At 70.9% G+C, this 17,444-nt stretch carries 10 protein-coding genes and 3 pseudogenes; 9 read left to right on the top strand and 4 right to left on the bottom strand.

Annotated elements, in window-relative coordinates:
• Positions 1–3: 3 nt before the first annotated feature.
• From ACZ4MF_RS30115 to ACZ4MF_RS30100, 4 genes and pseudogenes are all read right to left on the bottom strand, one after another.
• Positions 4–1,026, bottom strand: a pseudogene (locus tag ACZ4MF_RS30115) (beta-galactosidase).
• Positions 1,027–1,155: 129 nt separating this feature from the next.
• Entirely contained in the window at positions 1,156–2,910 is a 1,755-nt protein-coding gene (locus ACZ4MF_RS30110) for a cellulase family glycosylhydrolase (RefSeq protein WP_467494994.1), read from the bottom strand.
• Between the two features lie 55 nt (positions 2,911–2,965).
• The gene (locus ACZ4MF_RS30105) at positions 2,966–4,480 is read right to left on the bottom strand and encodes a glycoside hydrolase family 43 protein (protein ID WP_467494992.1); all 1,515 of its coding nucleotides are present in this window, start codon (positions 4,478–4,480) and stop codon (positions 2,966–2,968) included.
• Positions 4,481–4,570: 90 nt separating this feature from the next.
• Positions 4,571–7,414 carry a glycoside hydrolase family 3 C-terminal domain-containing protein gene (locus ACZ4MF_RS30100; RefSeq protein WP_467494990.1) on the bottom strand — a complete coding sequence of 948 codons (2,844 nt, stop codon included), beginning with the start codon at positions 7,412–7,414 and terminating at the stop codon, positions 4,571–4,573.
• 406 nt (positions 7,415–7,820) lie between these two features.
• On the opposite strand from ACZ4MF_RS30100, the gene ACZ4MF_RS30095 reads away from it, so the two are divergent.
• The 9 genes and pseudogenes from ACZ4MF_RS30095 (at position 7,821) to yicI (ending at position 17,228) form a co-directional block, all read left to right on the top strand.
• The gene (locus ACZ4MF_RS30095; RefSeq protein WP_467494989.1) at positions 7,821–9,503 is read left to right on the top strand and encodes a type 2 periplasmic-binding domain-containing protein; all 1,683 of its coding nucleotides are present in this window, start codon (positions 7,821–7,823) and stop codon (positions 9,501–9,503) included.
• 53 nt (positions 9,504–9,556) lie between these two features.
• Positions 9,557–10,603 (top strand): ABC transporter permease, encoded by a 1,047-nt coding sequence (locus tag ACZ4MF_RS30090; protein WP_467494988.1) that lies wholly within the window; start codon positions 9,557–9,559, stop codon positions 10,601–10,603.
• A complete protein-coding gene (locus tag ACZ4MF_RS30085) occupies positions 10,600–11,553 on the top strand; it encodes a carbohydrate ABC transporter permease (RefSeq protein WP_467494987.1) in 954 nt (317 codons plus the stop codon). The genes ACZ4MF_RS30090 and ACZ4MF_RS30085 overlap by 4 nt, the downstream gene beginning before the upstream one ends.
• Positions 11,554–11,592: 39 nt before the next feature.
• Positions 11,593–11,763 (top strand): annotated as a pseudogene (locus ACZ4MF_RS30080) (LacI family DNA-binding transcriptional regulator); the annotation flags it as partial.
• Between the two features lie 11 nt (positions 11,764–11,774).
• Positions 11,775–11,999 (top strand): hypothetical protein, encoded by a 225-nt coding sequence (locus ACZ4MF_RS30075; protein ID WP_467495070.1) that lies wholly within the window; start codon positions 11,775–11,777, stop codon positions 11,997–11,999.
• 88 nt (positions 12,000–12,087) lie between these two features.
• Positions 12,088–12,393: pseudogene (locus tag ACZ4MF_RS30070) on the top strand (hypothetical protein); the annotation flags it as partial.
• Between the two features lie 130 nt (positions 12,394–12,523).
• A complete protein-coding gene (locus ACZ4MF_RS30065) occupies positions 12,524–13,507 on the top strand; it encodes an acetylxylan esterase (RefSeq protein WP_467494986.1) in 984 nt (327 codons plus the stop codon).
• 41 nt (positions 13,508–13,548) lie between these two features.
• Positions 13,549–14,949 carry a GH1 family beta-glucosidase gene (locus ACZ4MF_RS30060; protein ID WP_467494985.1) on the top strand — a complete coding sequence of 467 codons (1,401 nt, stop codon included), beginning with the start codon at positions 13,549–13,551 and terminating at the stop codon, positions 14,947–14,949.
• Positions 14,946–17,228 (top strand): alpha-xylosidase, encoded by a 2,283-nt coding sequence (yicI, locus tag ACZ4MF_RS30055; RefSeq protein ID WP_467494984.1) that lies wholly within the window; start codon positions 14,946–14,948, stop codon positions 17,226–17,228. The genes ACZ4MF_RS30060 and yicI overlap by 4 nt, the downstream gene beginning before the upstream one ends.
• Positions 17,229–17,444: the final 216 nt, after the last annotated feature.

Genomic DNA, 17,444 nt, shown 5'->3' with positions numbered 1-17,444 from the left:
ACGTCACCGATCCGCGGCGAGGACACGCACGTCCCAGGGCCCCAGCTCGACCGGCGCCCCGGCCGGGACAGCGCTCCTCGCCGCGCCGCCCGTCCCGGCCGCGAGCACGTCCACCAGGTCACCGGGCGCGACGGCGGAGGCGGGCTCCCAGCTCCCGTTGTGCACGACGTGGACGCGGCGGCCGTCCGGCGCGTTCCCGGTGCAGGCCGTCACCGAGGCGGGCAGGTCACGCCAGCCGCTGCACGGCTTCGGCACCAGCCACGCCATCAGCGCCCGGGCCGCCGCCCCGTTGGGGGGGGACCGTGCCGACGCAGGTCACCCGGCCCCGGCCGTGAACGCGGCTGGTCACCGCGGGCCAGCGGCCGAAGCGCGGGTGCCGGTACCCTGCCAGCACCTCGGCGCCGTCGGCGAACAGGGCGTCCACCCAGCGGGTCGCCCGGGCCCCCGCCGGAAGCCGCAACGGGCTCTCCGGCACGGCACGGAGCGGCAGTTCGGCGGAGAGGTTGCTGAATTCCTCGTAGCGGACCCCGGCCGCGCCGGACAGCCGCGCGGACGCGGGTTCGGGCCGGGCGCGCCCTCGGGGCCGGCATAGCCGGTGCGCGGGCCGAGGACCAGGTGGCCGCCCGCCTCGGCGTAGGCGGCCAGCCAGCCCAGCAGGCCGCCGTCGGCCAGGTACAGGGCGGTGGTGACCAGCACCGGGTGGCGCCGTGCGGCCACGTCGGGGGCCGGCCTCGCGCCGGGGTCCTCCGGGTGGAGCCGGGCCGGCCACGGGGGGACGGCATAGGTCGGGGTGCCCAGGACCACCGCGATGCCGCGGGCGTGGGCGGAGTCGAGGACCGGCTGCAGCCACTCCAGGTCGAAGCGGCCGTTCTCCGGCTCCCAGGCGGACCAGACCGACTCGCCGACGCGCGCCACCGTGAAGCCGGCCTCGGCCATCAGGCCGAGGCCGGCCTCGATGCGGTCCATCCGGTCGTACTCGGGGTAGTAGGCGGCCCCGAACAGCACGCGGGGCGTAAGCGTGGTCACGGCGGTCTCCGGCCGGATCGTCCCGGCAGCCGAACTCTCTTCGGCTGCCGGGAGGTTGACATGAGTGCTCCGGTGCGGAGCCGGGGAGGCTCCGCACCGGAGCGGTTCGCGGTACCGGCGCGTCCTGGCTCAGGAGGCGGTGCCGGTGACGGTGGTGCCGGACTTGGTCAGGTGGTAGGTGACGGTGGCCCCGCTCCAGAAGTGGAAGGTGAGCGTCACCGGGGCGCCGTCCTTGACCGTCTTGAGGAAGTCGGCCTTGACGGTGGTGGTGTTGTCGCCGTAGTCGGGGCGGTAGTTGTCGAACGACTGGAAGGTGGTCCAGGAGGCCGGGCCGGCGGCGGTGCCGTCGGCGTAGGTGGACTCGACGTTGGCCATCAGGTCACCGTTGAACCGGACGGGGATGGTGAGTCCGTCCTCGGTTCCGGTGGCGTCGGTCATCACCGGCTTGTCGTACGAGCGCACGAAGAGTTTCCACGGGACGCCGTCGGAGTATCGGACCTCAAGGGTGGCGTCGACGCCGGCAGCACGGTCGCCGGCGAGCCGGGTGAGGGCGTCGGCGGTCAGGGTCAGCCGGTCGCCGTTGAGGGTGTAGTCGACGAACGGGATCAGCGGGCGGTCGCCCTGCCAGAGGCCGGTGAACGAGAGGCCGTTGCGGTTGAGCGTGATGGTCTGCGCCGCGATGGGACCGGACTTCGGCAGGAAGATGTTGTCGGTGGAGGCGGTGCCCGAGCGGGTCCGCCAGGAGCTCTGGATCAGGGCCTTCATCTCGGGGACCTGCCACTGCATGGTGGAGCGGTTCAGGAAGTCGTTGGCGGCGTCCCAGACGGCGGAGGTCATGCCGTTGATCCGCGCCTCGTAGTTGACGTGCTCGAAGTACTTCAGCATCTCGCCGCGTTCGACCACGCCGGAGTACGGCGAGGTGAGCAGGCCGTACTCGCCGAGGTATACGGGGATGCCCTTGGCCACGAAGGTGTCGTGCACCCGGGCGAAGCCGTCGGTCAGGTCCTTCTGGGCCGTTGCGTCGTAGGTGGTCCCGTTGGCGATGTTCACGCTGAACGGGTACCAGCTGTAGTAGTGCACGGTGGCGACCAGGTCGGGGTCCTGCAGCGAGCTCATCGTCGTGGACAGGTCGTCGAGCCAGTGCTGGGCGGAGTTGGTCTCCTCCGAGGGCAGGACGAGCAGGCGGTCCTTGTTCTTGCCGCCGGAGTTGCGCACGATGTCGTGGAACGAGGTGTTGAGCTCGCGCAGGTACTGGGTCTTCTGCGCGTCGGTGGCGTTGGCGAACTGCGGTTCGTTGATGCTCTCCATGAGCAGCTTGCGCGGCTCGTCCTTGAAGGCGGTGGCGATCTGCTGCCAGGTCGACGTGAACCGCGCCATCACGTTGTCGTGGTCGGTGGACATGTCGGCGATCCACTTCCACGAGTCGTGGTGGACGTTGATCTCGACGTAGAGGCCGTCCTCCAACGCCCAGTCGACCACCTGCTTGACCCGCTTCATCCACACGGGGTCGATGGTGTACGGGGTGGTGTCGGACTGGTGGGGGTACCAGGTGACGGGAATCCGGACGCTGCGGAAGCCCTGGGCGCGGAGACCGTCGAACGTGGCCTTGGTGGTGAGCGGGTTGCCCCACGAGGTCTCGTCGGGGATCGCGTCGAAGGTGTTGCCGAGGTTCCAGCTGGGCTGCATCTGGGCCACAGCGGCCATCGCGCTACGCGGGGTGTGGTCCGCTGCCGCCGGCGTCTGTCCGGCCGGTGAGGCGACGGCGGTGCCGCAGGTGAGGCTGCCGGCGGTGACCACGGCCGCGAGGAGCCCGGCCGTCCGGTGCAGGCGGCGGTCGTGTGGGCGGGCGGCGCGTGGTGTGCCCTTCTGCTGTGCGTCGTTCACGGTTCGTCCCTTCGGATGAAATGGGCGGTGGGGCGAGGAGGCCTCTGATGCGTGCTCAGGGAAGCGGGACAGGCTCGTATTCGAACCAGTCGAAGCAGACCGTGCCCGCGGTGGCGTACATGCCGATCACGCGGCCGGTGAAACCGCCGGCGACCTCGGTGGACAGGTAGCGGCCGTCCACCGACGCCAGGTCGCTCGTGGTGCCGTCCGCCGTTCCGGCCGCGAAGACGAGCGAGTCCGGGCCCCTGCGCGCGTCGTGCGGCTCGGGGGCCGGGCCGGTGCGCACGGACAGGACCGACGCGCCTGCGGGGAGAGCGCGCTCGGCGACGACAGACCGGACCGTGCCGATCCGGGCGATCACCCGGACCCGCCCGTCGGCGTCGGCCTCGATCGCGTAGTGGTGGCGCTCGTCCAGTCGCACGGCCAGGCCGCCGGTGCCTGTTCCGGGGTCGATCAGCGTGCGCGCCTCGAAGGCGAGGTGCTGCTGGCGGCGGCCGACGAGGACGACGTCCGGCTCGTCGAGGGAGCTGCCGCGGGCGCGCAGGGTCAGCCAGCCGTCGCGCTCCTTGGTGCCGACCAGTTCCGCCGGGCGGTCCCGCAATGAGATCCAGCAGGGCCGGAGCTCGGCGGAGTCGAAGTCGTCCCGTTCGGGCAGCGGCTGAGGCGGCGACACCTGCCCGGCAGATTCCGCGAGTTCGAGGCCGACCTCGCCGACCACGGGCCAGCCGTCCTCCCAGGTGACCGGTGCCAGGAAGGTCTCACGTCCCAGCACGTGCCAGCCCGGGGTGCCGCCCTGGGGCCTGACGCCCAGCAGCACCATCCACCAACTCCCGTCCGGTGCCTGGACCAGGTCGGCGTGCCCGGTGTTCTGCACGGGCTTGGTCGTGCTGCGGTGGGTCAGGATCGGATTCGCGGGGCACGGCTCGAAGGGCCCGCTGGGAGAGGGGCCACGGGCGATGGAGACGGCGTGGCCGCGCTCGGTGCCGCCCTCGGCGATCATCAGGTACCAGTACTCGCCGATCCGGTACAGGTGCGGCGCCTCGGGCGCGGCGGCTCCGGGCGTGCCGGACCACACGCGGTACGGCTCGCCCAGGGTCTCGCCGGTGTACGGGTCGAACCGCACCTGCCCGACGCCTGCGAAGGTGCACCAGCAGTTGCCCTCCTCGTCCCAGGCCAGGTCCGGGTCGATGCCGGGCACGCCGGGCGCGTGAACGGGCTCGGACCAGGGGCCGGCCGGATCGGTCGCGGTGACCAGCAGGTTCCCGCCGCCGGAGACGTTGGTGACCATGAGCCAGAAGCGCCCGTCGTGATGGCGCAGGGTCGGCGCGTAGATGCCTCCGGACGAGGACGTCTCCACGGGCAGCCGCAGCTGGCTCGGCCGGTCGAGGACGTTACCGATCTGCGTCCAGTTCACCAGGTCGCGGCTGTGGAAGATCGGCACGCCGGGGAAGTACTCGAAGCTGGAGCAGGCGAGGTAGTAGTCCTCGCCGACCCGGCAGATGCTCGGGTCCGGATGGAAGCCCGGGATCACCGGGTTCGTCGCGACGGTGGACGGCTGGGGCGTCGGCATAGGGCAGTCAGGTCCTCGGCAGGGAAACGGAAGGAGAGCGCTGGGGACGACGGCCGTGCCCCCTCACAGCGGTACGGCCGCCGTTGGCTTTCAGGGGGTGAAGGCGAGGGTGGTGAGGCGTTGTTCGCCGGTGAGGATGACGCGGAGGTCGTGGACACCGGTGGGGTGGTGTTCGGTGAGGTCGGCGAGGACGGTGATCCAGGTGTGGCGGTCGCCGGTGGAGGGGACCGTGGCGGTGGTCAGCAGGCGGTCGCCGGTCCGGAGTTGGAGCTGGGCGGTGCCGGGGGCGGTGCGGGAGACCTGGAGGGCGACGGAGCGGGCGCCGGTGAGATCGACGTCGCGGAAGAGGAGTTCGCCGTGGTCGGCGGTGGGGGTGACGGCGTCGCCGTGGGTGGGCGCGGCGTCGACGAGGGTGATGTTCTCGTAGTCGTCGAAGTCGGCGGCGTGGAGCGGGACGTGGAGGACGCGGCGAGGCTCCGGTGCGGGACCGGTGACGGTGAGGGTGGTGCTGCGGACCGGCCGGCTTGCCGAGCGGGCCGTGATCAGCTCGTAGCGGCCGGGGTGGACGGTGAAGGCGCTGGTGGCCACGTCCCAGTGGGCGAGGGCGTCGGTGGCGGGGAGGGTGAACTCAAGCTCGGTGGTCTCGCCTGCCGCGAGGCGGACTTTGCGGTAGGCGGCGAGGCGGAGCTGGGGGGCGTGGTAGCGGGCGTCGAGGTGGCGGGTGTAGAGCTGGACGGTTTCGGTGCCGGGGCGGGTTCCGGTGTTGGTCACGGTGAGGGTGGCGGTGATCTCCCCAGCCGCATCCAACTCGGTGTAGTGGGGCTTGAGTTGGCCGTAGTCGAAGGTGGTGTAGGACAGGCCGTGGCCGAAGGGGTAGAGGGGTGCGGTCTGGTGGTACTGGTAGGTCCAGCCGGCCTTGATGATGTCGTAGTCGAGGGGTGCGGGGAGTTCGTCGTCGCCGCGGTACCAGGTCTGGGGGAGGCGGCCGGTGGCGTCGGTGTCGCCGCGCAGGACGGCGGCGAGGGCGCGGCCGGTCTCCTGGCCGGCGTGGGAGGTCCAGACGATGGCGGGCAGGTGCTGGTCGGCCCAGTTCACCGCGTAGGGGTAGCTGGACATGACGACGAGAACGGTGTCGGGTCGGACGGCGGCGACTTCGCGCAGCAGCCGGTCCTGCTGCGGGGGGAGCCGCAGCCCGGCGCGGTCCTGGGTCTCGCGGCCGTTGATGTGAGGGTCGTTGCCGAGCACGACGATGGTCACGTCCGCGGCTTGGGCGGCGGCGACGGCTGAGACGATGCCGTCGCGGACGGTGGTGCGGGTGAACCGCTGGGCCTGCTCGGGGGTGTCGGCGGTCATGGTCAGCTCGCCGGTGGCGGGGTCGGCCTGGGCGTAGCGGCCGGTGAACTGGTTGCGCAGCACCTCGGTGGTGTCGGTGGCGGGTTCGAGGTGGAAGGTCTCGTGGACGAACCAGTCGCCGGGCTGGTCGCGGTTGGCGGTGACGCGCTGGTCGGCGTCGCGCAGGGAGGCGTACCGGCCGGTGGCGGCGGAGCGGAGGGTGAGCACGCCCAGGTCCCAGTCGAACAGGTCGAACTGGGCGGCGGCGTCCGTGTCCTGGGCCTGGCCGAGCACCAGCAGGCCGTCCTCGCCCACGGCGGTGACCGCTTGCCCGTCGGCGGTGCGCAGCACGATCCGGTCCACGCCCTCGACCCCTTCGACGCCGAGGCCGTCGGAGACGGTGACGCGGTAGGGGTGGGTGCCGCTGTACCAGTCCTCGAACAGGGTGCAGGCCAGCGGCCCGACCACCGCGATCCGCCGCTCCGGAGCCAGCGGCAGTAGCCCGGTGTTCTTGAGCAGCACCACCTGTTCGGTGGCGGCGCGCAGCGCCAGGGACTGGTGTGCGGGGGAGTTGACGACGTCCCAGCCGATCCCGGCGTAGGGGTCGAGGTCGGGGTCGAACTCGCCGAGGCGGAAGCGGATCGACAGCTGGCGGCGCACCGCCCGGTCGATGTCGTCCTGGGTCAGCAGGGCGCGCTCGAGGGCGGCGGTGATCCGGCCGATGGTGACGGCGCTGTCCTCGCCGTGGTCGGTGAAGGAGTCGATGCCGGCCTTGAGCGCGGCGGCGTGGGAGGCGGCGTGGTCGTCGAAGTAGTGCTCCGGGTCGACCAGGTTGGAGGGGGCTTCGGCGTCGCTCACGACGAACAGCTCGTGGCCGGTGGGCTCGGCCCAGCGGCGCAGCTCCTGTTCGAGCAGGGGGCTGACGTGGCAGGGGCGGCCGTTGACGAGGTTGTAGGCGGCCATGACGCCGGTCGCCGCACCGGTGGCGATGGCCGGGCGGAAGGCGGCCAGGTCGTACTCGTGCAGTACCCGGGGGCGAATCGCCGAGGAGGTGGTGCAGCGGTCGTCCTCGTTGTTGTAGGCGAGGAAGTGCTTGAGCACCGGGGCTGTGCGCAGGTACGTCGGGTGGTCGCCGGTCATGCCCCGGCAGAACGCCGTCCCCAGCCGGGCGGACAGCAGCGGGTCCTCGGAGTAACCCTCCTCGTTGCGGCCCCAGCGCGGGTCCCGCAACAGGTTCACCACCGGCGCCCACCCCTGCAGGCTGTTGCGGCCGGTGCCGATGACGGGCGGCCGGTGGTGGTGGAACGCCCGCTGCTCGACGGAGATCGCCGCCGCCACCTCGCGGACCAGGTCCTCGTCCCAGGTCGCGCCCAGGCCCACGGCCTGCGGGAAGGTGGTGGCCTCGCCCAGCCACGACACGCCGTGCAGGGTCTCGGTGCCGGTGCGGAACTCGGCGACCCCGAGACGCGGGATCGCGGGCGAGTACTGGTGCAGCATCGCGATCCGCTCCTCAAGGGTCAGCCGGGAGAGCAGGTCCTCGACGCGCTCGGCGAGCGGGAGCCCTGGATCGCGGAAGGGCGGCGTGACGGCAGCAGTGCTCACAGGTGGAAGTCCCTTGCAGGTGTGTGTCAGGCAGGGTGGAACGCCCCGGACGGCAGGGCCAGACGGCCGGCTCCGGTGGTCCGAGGGCGGTGGTGAGGATGGCGCGTCGAAGCGCTTCGACGCTGGCATGCGGCCAAAGGGCTGTCAAGAGAAAGTTTCCAAGAAAATCCTGTTCATAGTGGCGGAGTGGATTTTCCGCCCCACCTCTTGCATCGTGCGTGAAGCCGCTCTTAATCTCTCGGCAACATTGAAGCGCTTCGACGCTCCGCAGGGACGCGACGACAACCTGCCGGTTGCCTGCATGTCGACGGTGCCGTTCGCGCCGTTCCCTCAGCACACCGCACCGCACCGCACCACACCCGCACGTCGCTCGATACGGATCGTCACCGGCGAAGGGCCGCCCACCATGAGCATCGCAATGAACCGCAGAGCCTTCGTGAACGGCGCAGTCGCCGTCGCCGGGGCTGCTGCCCTGTCACCCCTGCTGTCCGCCTGCGGCGGCGGCTCCTCCCGCAGCAAGGGCGGAACCAACTCGAAGAGCGGTTTGAGCGCCGCCCTGCCGGACTACGTGCCGGGACAGGCCGTCAAGCCCGACATCCCCTCGGTGCGCGGAGCGGCAGGCGCGTTCACCGACCCGGGCTTCCTCACCTATCCGGCCAAGCAGATCTCGACGGTGTCCGGCACCCCGGGCAAGGGCGGCAGCTACACCGCGGTCACCCCCCTCTGGGGGACCATCCCGCCGGCCAACAACTCGTTCTACCAGGCCGTCAACAAGGCGCTGGGCGTGAACCTCACCATCAAGCCGGCCAACGGCGTCAGCTACAACACCATCGTGCCGACGATGACCGCGTCGAAGAAGCTGCCGGACTGGATCCAGCTGCCCACCTGGTGGAACGCGGCGTTCAACATGGGGGAGCTGGCCGGCACCCAGCTGGCGGACCTTACGCCGTACCTGGCGGGGGACAAGATCAAGAAGTATCCGAACCTGGCCGCCATCCCCACCTTCGCCTGGCAGGTCGGAGCCTGGGAGGACAAGCTCTACGGCATCCCGTGTGGCGCCAGCGGCATGTCGCTGGCAGGCCACGTCTTCTACCGGGCCGACATCCTGGAGTCGAAGGGCATCACCGCCGACCAGGTCAAGTCGGCCGACGACTACATGAGCCTGGGCAAGGAACTGACCAGCGCCAAGGCCGGCGTGTGGGCGTTCGGCGACGTGTGGACCTACCTGTCCCTCTCCTGGGGGCTCCCGCCCGGGTGGACGGTCAAGGGCGGGAAGCTGGTCCACGCCTACGAGTTGCCCGAGTTCCTGGAGGCACTCGACTGGCACTACAAGCTCGCCAAGTCCGGCTATGTGCACCCCGACGCCCTGGCCGGCAACGTCAACGCCAGTGCCACCCGCTTCTACGCGGGCAAGGAACTGATCCAGGGCGGCGGCACCGGCGCCTGGAACCTGTCGGACCACCAGTCCGGCACCGCCGCGAACAAGAACTACCGGCGCGGGGCGTTCAACGTCATCGCCGCCGACGGGAAGTCCAACCCGCAGATCTTCCTCGGCGCCGCCACCGGCGTCGTCAGCTACCTCAACGCCAGGCTCTCCCCGGACCAGATCGAGGAGCTGCTGGCCGTCGCCAACTACCTTGCGGCGCCCTACGGTTCGACCGAGTACACGATGATCACGTACGGTGCCGAGGGCGTCCACCACACCATGGTGAACGGGATGCCCAGCTACACGGACGAGGGCAAGAAGTACGCCCAGCCCACCACCTACACCTTCCTCGCCTCGGCCCCGCAGGTGATCAGCAACCCCGGGGCCGACCAGGTGACCAAGGACTACACGTCCTGGTTCGCCCGCACCGCCCCGCACGTCTACAAGCCGGTGTTCTACGGCATGAACATCACCGTGCCGCAGCGGTACGCCACCGCGGCCGCCGCGCAGTCGGTCGTGGACACCATCGTCGAGGTCACCCACGGCCTGAAGAAGGTCTCCGACTTCCAGGCCGCCGTGTCCTCCTGGAAGTCCAGCGGTGGCGACCAGTTGAAGAACTGGTACCAGACCGAAGTCCTGGACAAGTACGGCACCGGCCAGTAGCGGACGACGTCAGGCAGCGGGCCGCTCGGCTCGCCGCGGAGCGAGGAGGAACGGTGGCCGGCACGTTCACCACCAAGACGAAGAAGGTCGGCGGAGGCAGCTCCGGCGGCACCGAACCGGCGGCCGGCGCGGAGCCGGACGCCGACGGCCGCGCCCGGCCGAGGACGCGGCCCGGGCGGGCCCAGGAGGGCGGACTGACCTGGCGGCTGCGCCTGCGCCGGGACAGGTCGTTGATCCTCATGACCCTGCCGGCCGTCGCGCTGCTGCTGGTGTTCAACTACGCGCCGCTGTTCGGCCTGATCACCGCGTTCGAGTACTACGACCCGCTGGTCGGCGTGCTCCACAGCGACTGGGCCGGGCTCGACCAGTTCCGGGCGCTGTTCAACGACCCGCTGTTCTGGGGGGCGCTGCGCAACACCCTCTGGCTGAGCTTCGTACAACTGGTGCTGTTCTTCCCGATCCCGATCGCGCTGGCCCTGGTGCTCAACTCGGTGACGAGCGAGCGGCTGCGGAACTTCATCCAGTCGGTCGTCTACCTGCCGCACTTCTTCTCCTGGGTGCTGGCCATCACCATCTTCCAGCAGATGCTCGGGGGCGCCGGGGTGCTCAACCACTTCCTCGCCCGGCACAACCTGGGCACCTGGGACGTGATGACCAACCCGCACACCTTCGCGCTGCTGGTCACCTCGCAGGCGGTGTGGAAGGAGGCCGGCTGGGGCATCATCGTGTTCCTCGCGGCGCTGGCCGCGATCGACCAGAACCTCTACGAGGCCGTCGCGGTCGACGGCGCGGGCCGGTGGCGCCGGATGTGGCACATCACCCTGCCCGGCATGCGCGGCGTCATCGTGCTGATGCTGGTGCTGCGGCTGGGCAACGCGCTCACCGTCGGCTTCGAGCAGTTCCTGATCCAGCGCGACGCCTTCGGCCACGACACGGCGGACGTGCTGGACACCTTCTCCTTCTACTACGGCATCACCACCAACAACTACAGCTACGGCGCCGCCGCCGGGCTGTTCAAGAGTGTGATCTCGCTGCTGCTGATCTGGGGCGCCAACAGGATCGCGCACGCCTTCGGTGAGGACGGGTTGTACCGGAAATGAGCCAGACGCTGACGCACACTCAGAACCGGTTCGCGCTTCGGCCCGACCGCAACAAGGGCCGCCCTGCGTGGGACGAGAAGCCCGGAGCCGCCGGTCAGACCCTCAAGGGCGGCGTGCTGCTCCTGGTCCTCGCCGTCGTACTGGTGCCGCTCTGGATCGTGGTGCTGACCAGCTTCTCCACCAGCGGGGCGATCAACCGCGCGGGTGGCCTGGTGCTGGTCCCCGACGGCCTCACCCTGGACGCCTACCGTGCGGTGCTCGGGGACGGCCCGGTCACCAGGGCCGTGCTGGTGAGCCTGGTGATCACCGCGGTCGGCACCCTCCTGTCGATGGTCGTCTCGGTGCTCTGCGCCTACGGCCTCTCCCGCTCGCGCTCGTTCGGACACCGCACCATCCTCATGGTGCTGATCGTCACCATGTTCGTCAGCGGCGGACTGATCCCCACCTACCTGGTCGTCACCGGCCTCGGCGGCTACGGCCAGTACTGGGCGCTGATCCTGCCCGGCGCGCTCTCCGTCTTCAACATCCTGGTGCTGCGCGCCTTCTACTCCGGCACGGCGGCCGACCTCATCGACGCGGCCCGCATGGACGGGTGCAGCCAGTGGCGCATCCTGTGGTCGGTGGTACTGCCCACCTCGCGCGCGGTCACCGCGGTGATCGCCCTGTTCTACGCGGTCGGCTACTGGAACTCCTTCTTCAACGTCATGCTCTACATGCCGACCGAGAGCGCCAAGTGGCCGCTGCAGTACGTGCTGCTCCAGTACGTCAGCTACGGCCAGTCCATCCCCGGCACCACCAACTCCGGGTTCGGGTCGCTGCACCAGCAGAGCGCACCGTTGTCCCTGCAGATGGCGGTGGTGGTGCTGACGCTGGTCCCCATCCTGCTCGTCTACCCGTTCATGCAGAAGCACTTCAAGACCGGTGTGCTCACCGGCGCCGTCAAGGGCTGACGTCACGTCAGCGACAGAACGAGAGAGGGAACCACCGGCATGGTGACACTGGCCGAGGTGGTCAAGGCCGCGGGCGTCTCGCCCAGCACGGTCAGCTGCGTGCTCAGCGGCAAGCGGGCGATCTCCGAGCCCACCCGGGCACGAGTAGAGCAGGCGATCAGCCAGCTCGGCTACCACCCCCATGCCGGTGCCCGCGCGCCGGCGCGATCGGCCACCACGCCGTGCACGTCCGGGAGCCGCACGGCGGGGAGGCGCAGTCGCTGCACGCCGACGCGATCACCGACGTCCGCCCGGACGCCTTCGACGTGCAGCTGATTCCGCCAGCGACCCCTGTGGGACACGTCCGACCTGGACGACCCCCGGTCGTCGCCGAACCGAGGGCGTGGTTCCCCTGGTACGAGCAGGCGACCGGCCGCCTCAAGCCGTACAACCGGGTCCTGCCGTAGCGGGCGCTCACCGGGGACGACAGCTTCGACCTCGACCACTGGGCGACCAGGGTCGCCAACCGCCCCCAGGAGGCAGCACGAGACCACCCTGTCCACCCCCGGCCCCACCTCACGCGTCGGCGCGGGGACTGCCCAGCGGCAGCAGGTGCTCGTGCTCCACCTCTCCGACTCCTCGCTCGACTCCCGCGGCATCGGCTGGTCGCTGTACGACGGCACCCGACGCACCTCGCCCACGACGGGCGACAGCGACGAACCCCCGTACCCCAACGGCACCGCCGCTCTCCGCGACGGCCGGCGGCTGTTCCAGGCGGCCCAGTTGCTGCGGCCCCACCCGGCACACGAGTACGCCGTCTCCTTCCGCAAGCACGAGTTCTTCTTCGAGAGGCTCCACGAGGTCCCGGAGACCGGAACGCAGGCACCACCCGCCCCAGCCGCGCCGCCCCGCCACACCCAGGAGCTCCCCCGTGTCGCACGTCATCCTCTCGTCCGTCACCTCCAACTCGCTCCACCCGGAGGAACACCCCATGCAGTTCACCGACTTCGGACTTGACGAACTCGTCAGCTACCGCCCCGAGTCAGCCGCCCCGCTCGACTTCGACGCGTTCTGGCAGCACACCCTCGACGACGCCCGGGCACGGGCCGGGGCCATCAAGACGGAACCGGTCACCGACCGGCACCGGCTGCGCACCATCGAGGTGGACGACGTGCGCTTCCCCGGCTGGAACGGCGAACCGGTGGCCGCGTGGCTGCTGCGCCCGCGTGGCGCCGAAGGCCGGTTGCCGGTCGTCGTCACCTACGTCGGATACACCGGCGGCAGGGGCCTGCCCACCGAGCACCTGTTCTGGTCTGCGGCGGGCTACGCCCAGTTCGTCGTCGACAGCCGCGGTCAGGGCCACGACACCCCGGACCGAACCCTGGGCGACGGCACGCAGTGGGCCGAGGGATTCATGACCCGCGGCATCGACTCGCCCGAGAACTACTACTACCGGCGCCTGATCACCGACTGCGTGCGCGCCGTGGACGCCGTCGCGGAGCTGCCCGGCCTCGACGCCAACCGGATCGTGGTGGCCGGCGGCAGCCAGGGCGGCGGACTGGCCCTCGCCGTCGCCGGGCTCACCGGGGACCGCGTGGCTGCGGTGTTGCCGGACGTCCCGTTCCTGTGCCACTACCGCCAGGGCGCGCAGACGTCCCTGGACGGCCCGTACCAGGAGCTCGTCAAGTACCTGCGCTGGCACAGCCGGCACCGCTTGCAGCCGACCTTCGCCACCCTCGACTACTTCGACGGCGTCCACTTCGCCCAGCGGGCCACCGCGCCGGCGCTGTTCAGCGTCGGTCTGATGGACCCGGTCTGCCCGCCCCGGACGGTCTACGCCGCGTTCAACCACTACGCGGGCGAGGACCGCACCATGACCGTCTGGCCCTTCGCCGACCACGCCGGCGGCTGCGGCTCCAACCCGCCCGTCCAGCTGTCCTGGCTGCACGACCGCGGGCTGGCGCCGGAGCTGTGACCGCCCTGCCCGATCACCGAGAGAACAGGGAGGTGCGCCGCATGAGCAGGTTGGCCTTCCCGGAACTGCCACCCGGCTTCCGGTTCGGCGCCGCCACCGCCGCGTACCAGATCGAGGGCGCCCACGACGCGGACGGCCGCGGCCCGTCCATCTGGGACACCTTCAGCCACACCCCGGGCCGTACCCGCGGCGGCGCCACCGGCGACACCGCCTGCGACCACTACCACCGCTACCCCGAGGACGTCGCCCTGCTCCGCGAACTCGGCGTCGACGGCTACCGCTTCTCGATCTCCTGGACGCGCCTGCTGCCCGACGGTACCGGAGCGGTCAACCCGAAGGGCCTGGACTTCTACGACCGGCTGATCGACGAACTGCTCACCGCCGGAATCGCGCCCGCCGCCACCCTCTACCACTGGGACCTGCCCCAGGCCCTGGAAGAGCGCGGCGGCTGGCGCGTCCGGGAGACCGCCGAGGCTTTCGCGGAGTACACGGTCCTTGCCGCCGAGCGCTACGGCGACCGGGTGGAGCGCTGGATCACCCTCAACGAGCCGTTCTGCTCCGCCTTCGTCGGCTACGCCGAGGGCCGTCACGCGCCCGGCGCCCGGGAGGGCCGCGGGGCCCTGGCTGCCGCCCACCACCTGCTGGTCGCCCACGGCCTGGCCGTGCGGGAGTTGCGCGCCGCCGGCGCCCGTGAGGTGGGCATCACGCTCAACCTCGACCGGCTGCACGCCGCCTCCGCCCACCCCGAGGACCTCGCCGCCCTGCGCCGGGCCGAGGTGCTGCACAACGAGGTCTGGACGGAGCCGCTGTTCGCCGGGCGCTACCCCGAGCACGAGGCCGAGACCTGGGAGGGACTGGCCGACGGCCCCTGGCGCCGACCGGGGGACCTGCAACTGATCGGCGCACCAATGGACTTCGTCGGCATCAACTTCTACCGGCCGATCACCGTCGAGGCCGCCCCGCACCGCGAGGACGACCCCGCACCGCGCACCGCCATGGACATCGGCGTCGCCGAGCCGAACCCGTACGGCACCCGGCTCACCACCATGGGCTGGCCCGTCGTCCCGTCCGCGCTCACCGAACTGCTCTGCGGACTCCACGCCCGCTTCCCGCAGCTCCCGCCGGTCTGGATCACGGAGAACGGCTCCGCCGAGGACGACACCGTCGCCGTCGACGGCCAGGTGCACGACGAGGAACGGATCGACTACCTGGCCGCTCACCTCGCCGCCGTCGCCGACGCCATCGCGGCCGGCGTCGACGTGCGCGGCTACTACGTCTGGTCCCTGCTGGACAACTTCGAGTGGGCCCGCGGCTACGAGCAACGCTTCGGCCTGGTCCGCGTCGACTACGACACCCTGACCCGAATCCCCAAGGACAGTTACCACTGGTACCGGGGCCTGATCACCGCGCACCGCGCGCGGACGGAGGAACCTGCCCGATGAAGTTCACCGACGGCTACTGGCTGATGCGCCCCGGCGTCACCGCGCGCTACGCCACTGAGGTCGCCGACGTCCGCACCGGCGAGGACCGGATGACCCTCTGGGCGCCCGTCAAGCACGTGCGCGGCCGCGGTGACACGCTCAACAGCCCGCTGTTGACGGTCGAGTGCTGGTCGCCGGCCGAGGGCGTGATCGGGGTGCGCACGACGCACCACGCCGGCTCGGTGCGCCGAGGGCCGCAGTTCGACCTTCCGGGTGCGGAGCAGGGGGTCGGCAAGGTGCACCGCGAGGGCGAGGCGGTGCAGCTCAGCTCCGGTGACCTCACGCTGCGGGTGGACACCTCCCAGCCGTGGCGGCTGGAGTTCACCGCCCAAGGGCGGGTGTTGACCTCCGTGGGCGAGCGCGGCACGGGGTTCGTCACCGACGCCGAAGGCCGCCACCACATGCTCGGCCAGCTCTCGCTGGATGTCGGCGAGTTGGTGTACGGGCTGGGGGAGCGGTTCACGCCGTTCGTCCGCAACGGGCAGGTGGTGGACATCTGGCAGGCCGACGGCGGCACCAGCAGCGAACAGGCGTACAAGAACGTCCCGTTCCACCTGACCAACCGGGGTTACGGCGTCTTCGTCAACCACCCGGGCAAGGTCAGCTACGAGGTCGGATCGGAGTCGGTCGGGCAGGTGCAGTTCAGCGTCGAGGACCAGTCGCTGGAGTACTTCATCGTCCACGGCCCGACCCCGAAGCAGATCCTGGCCCGCTACACCGCGCTCACCGGCCGCCCCGCACTGCCCCCGGCCTGGGCCCTGGGCCTGTGGCTGACCACCTCGTTCACCACCGACTACGACGAGGCCACCGTCAACCGCTTCGTCGGCGGCATGGCCGAACGCGGCATCCCGCTGAGCGTCTTCCACCTCGACTGCTTCTGGATGCGCGAGTACCAGTGGTGCGACTTCGACTGGGACTTCGACACCTTCCCCGACCCGGCGGGCATGCTGGCCCGGCTCAAGCGGCAGGGCCTGCGCATCTCCGCCTGGATCAACCCCTACATCGCCCAGAAGTCCGCGCTGTTCGCCGAGGGCATGCGCGAGGGCTACCTGGTGCGCCGCCCGGACGGCAGCGTCTGGCAGTGGGACCTGTGGCAGCCCGGAATGGCACTGGTGGACTTCACCAACCCCGCCGCCCGCGACTGGTACACCGGCAAGCTGCGCACCCTGCTGGACGTCGGTGTGGACTGCTTCAAGACCGACTTCGGCGAGCGCGTCCCCACCGACGTCGTCTGGCACGACCGCTCCGACCCGGAGCTGATGCACAACTACTACACCCACCTCTACAACCAGGCCGTCTTCGAGCTGCTGCGCGAGGAGCGCGGTGAGGGCGAGGCCCTGCTCTTCGCCCGGTCCGCCACCGCGGGCGGCCAGCAGTACCCGGTGCACTGGGGCGGGGACTGCGAATCGCACTTCAACGCCATGGCGGAGTCGCTGCGCGGGGGCCTGTCCCTGGGCCTGTCCGGCTTCGGCTTCTGGAGCCACGACATCGGCGGCTTCGAGGGCACCCCCACCCCCACCGTTTTCAAGCGCTGGGTGCAGTTCGGCCTGCTCTCCTCGCACAGCCGCCTGCACGGCAGCAAGACCTACCGCGTGCCGTGGGACTACGGCGAGGAGGCCGTCGAGGTCACCCGTGAGTTCACCCTCCTCAAGCACCGCCTCGCCCCCTACCTGCAGCGCGCCGCCCAGCAGGCGCACGCCACCGGCGTGCCGGTGATGCGCGCCATGGTGCTGGAGTTCCCCGACGACCCCGCCACCACCGTACTCGACCGGCAGTACCTGCTCGGCGACGACCTGCTCGTCGCCCCGGTCTTCACCGACGACGGCACGGTCGAGTACTACGTCCCCGAGGGCACCTGGACGAACTTCCTGACCGGCGACCAGGTCACCGGCCCGCGCTGGGTACGCGAACAGCACGGCTTCCACACCCTGCCGCTGCTCGCCCGCCCCGACTCCGTCATCCCCCTCGCCGCCGACGACCAGCACCCGGTCTCCGCCTGGGCCGAGGGCGTGGAACTGCGGGTGCACGCCTTCACCGACGGCGCCGAGCGCACCGTGGTCATCCCGAACACCGACGGCCCCGGCCGGACCGCCGTCTTCCACCTGCGTCGCGATGGTGACCTGCTGCGGGTGACCACCGACAGCCCGCACCCCTGGCAGCTGCGCATCGGCGGCCCGGACGGCGTCCTGCACGTCCGCCCGCCCGGCACCGCGGAGGCCGAGCTGCCCCACCCCGGCTGAGGCCGGACCCCGGACACGCGAGGCCCCGCGCGCCCCCGCAAGGGCGTGCGAGGGCGCTGCCCCCTCCAAACCTGGCACCCGGAGGTGTCCGTGCAGAGCCGCACCGAACGTCATCTCACGCCCGCCGCGCTCGACGCCTTACTGCGCGGCTCCATCGGCCTGGGGTGCCGTCTGTCGTGGAGTGCGCCCCGCGCGGCTACGGGGAGGACCACCTCG

This window comes from Streptomyces sp. NPDC025793, from assembly GCF_055558375.1.
Note: the sequence above shows the minus strand (reverse complement) of the source record. Positions and strands in the feature narration are given on the sequence as shown.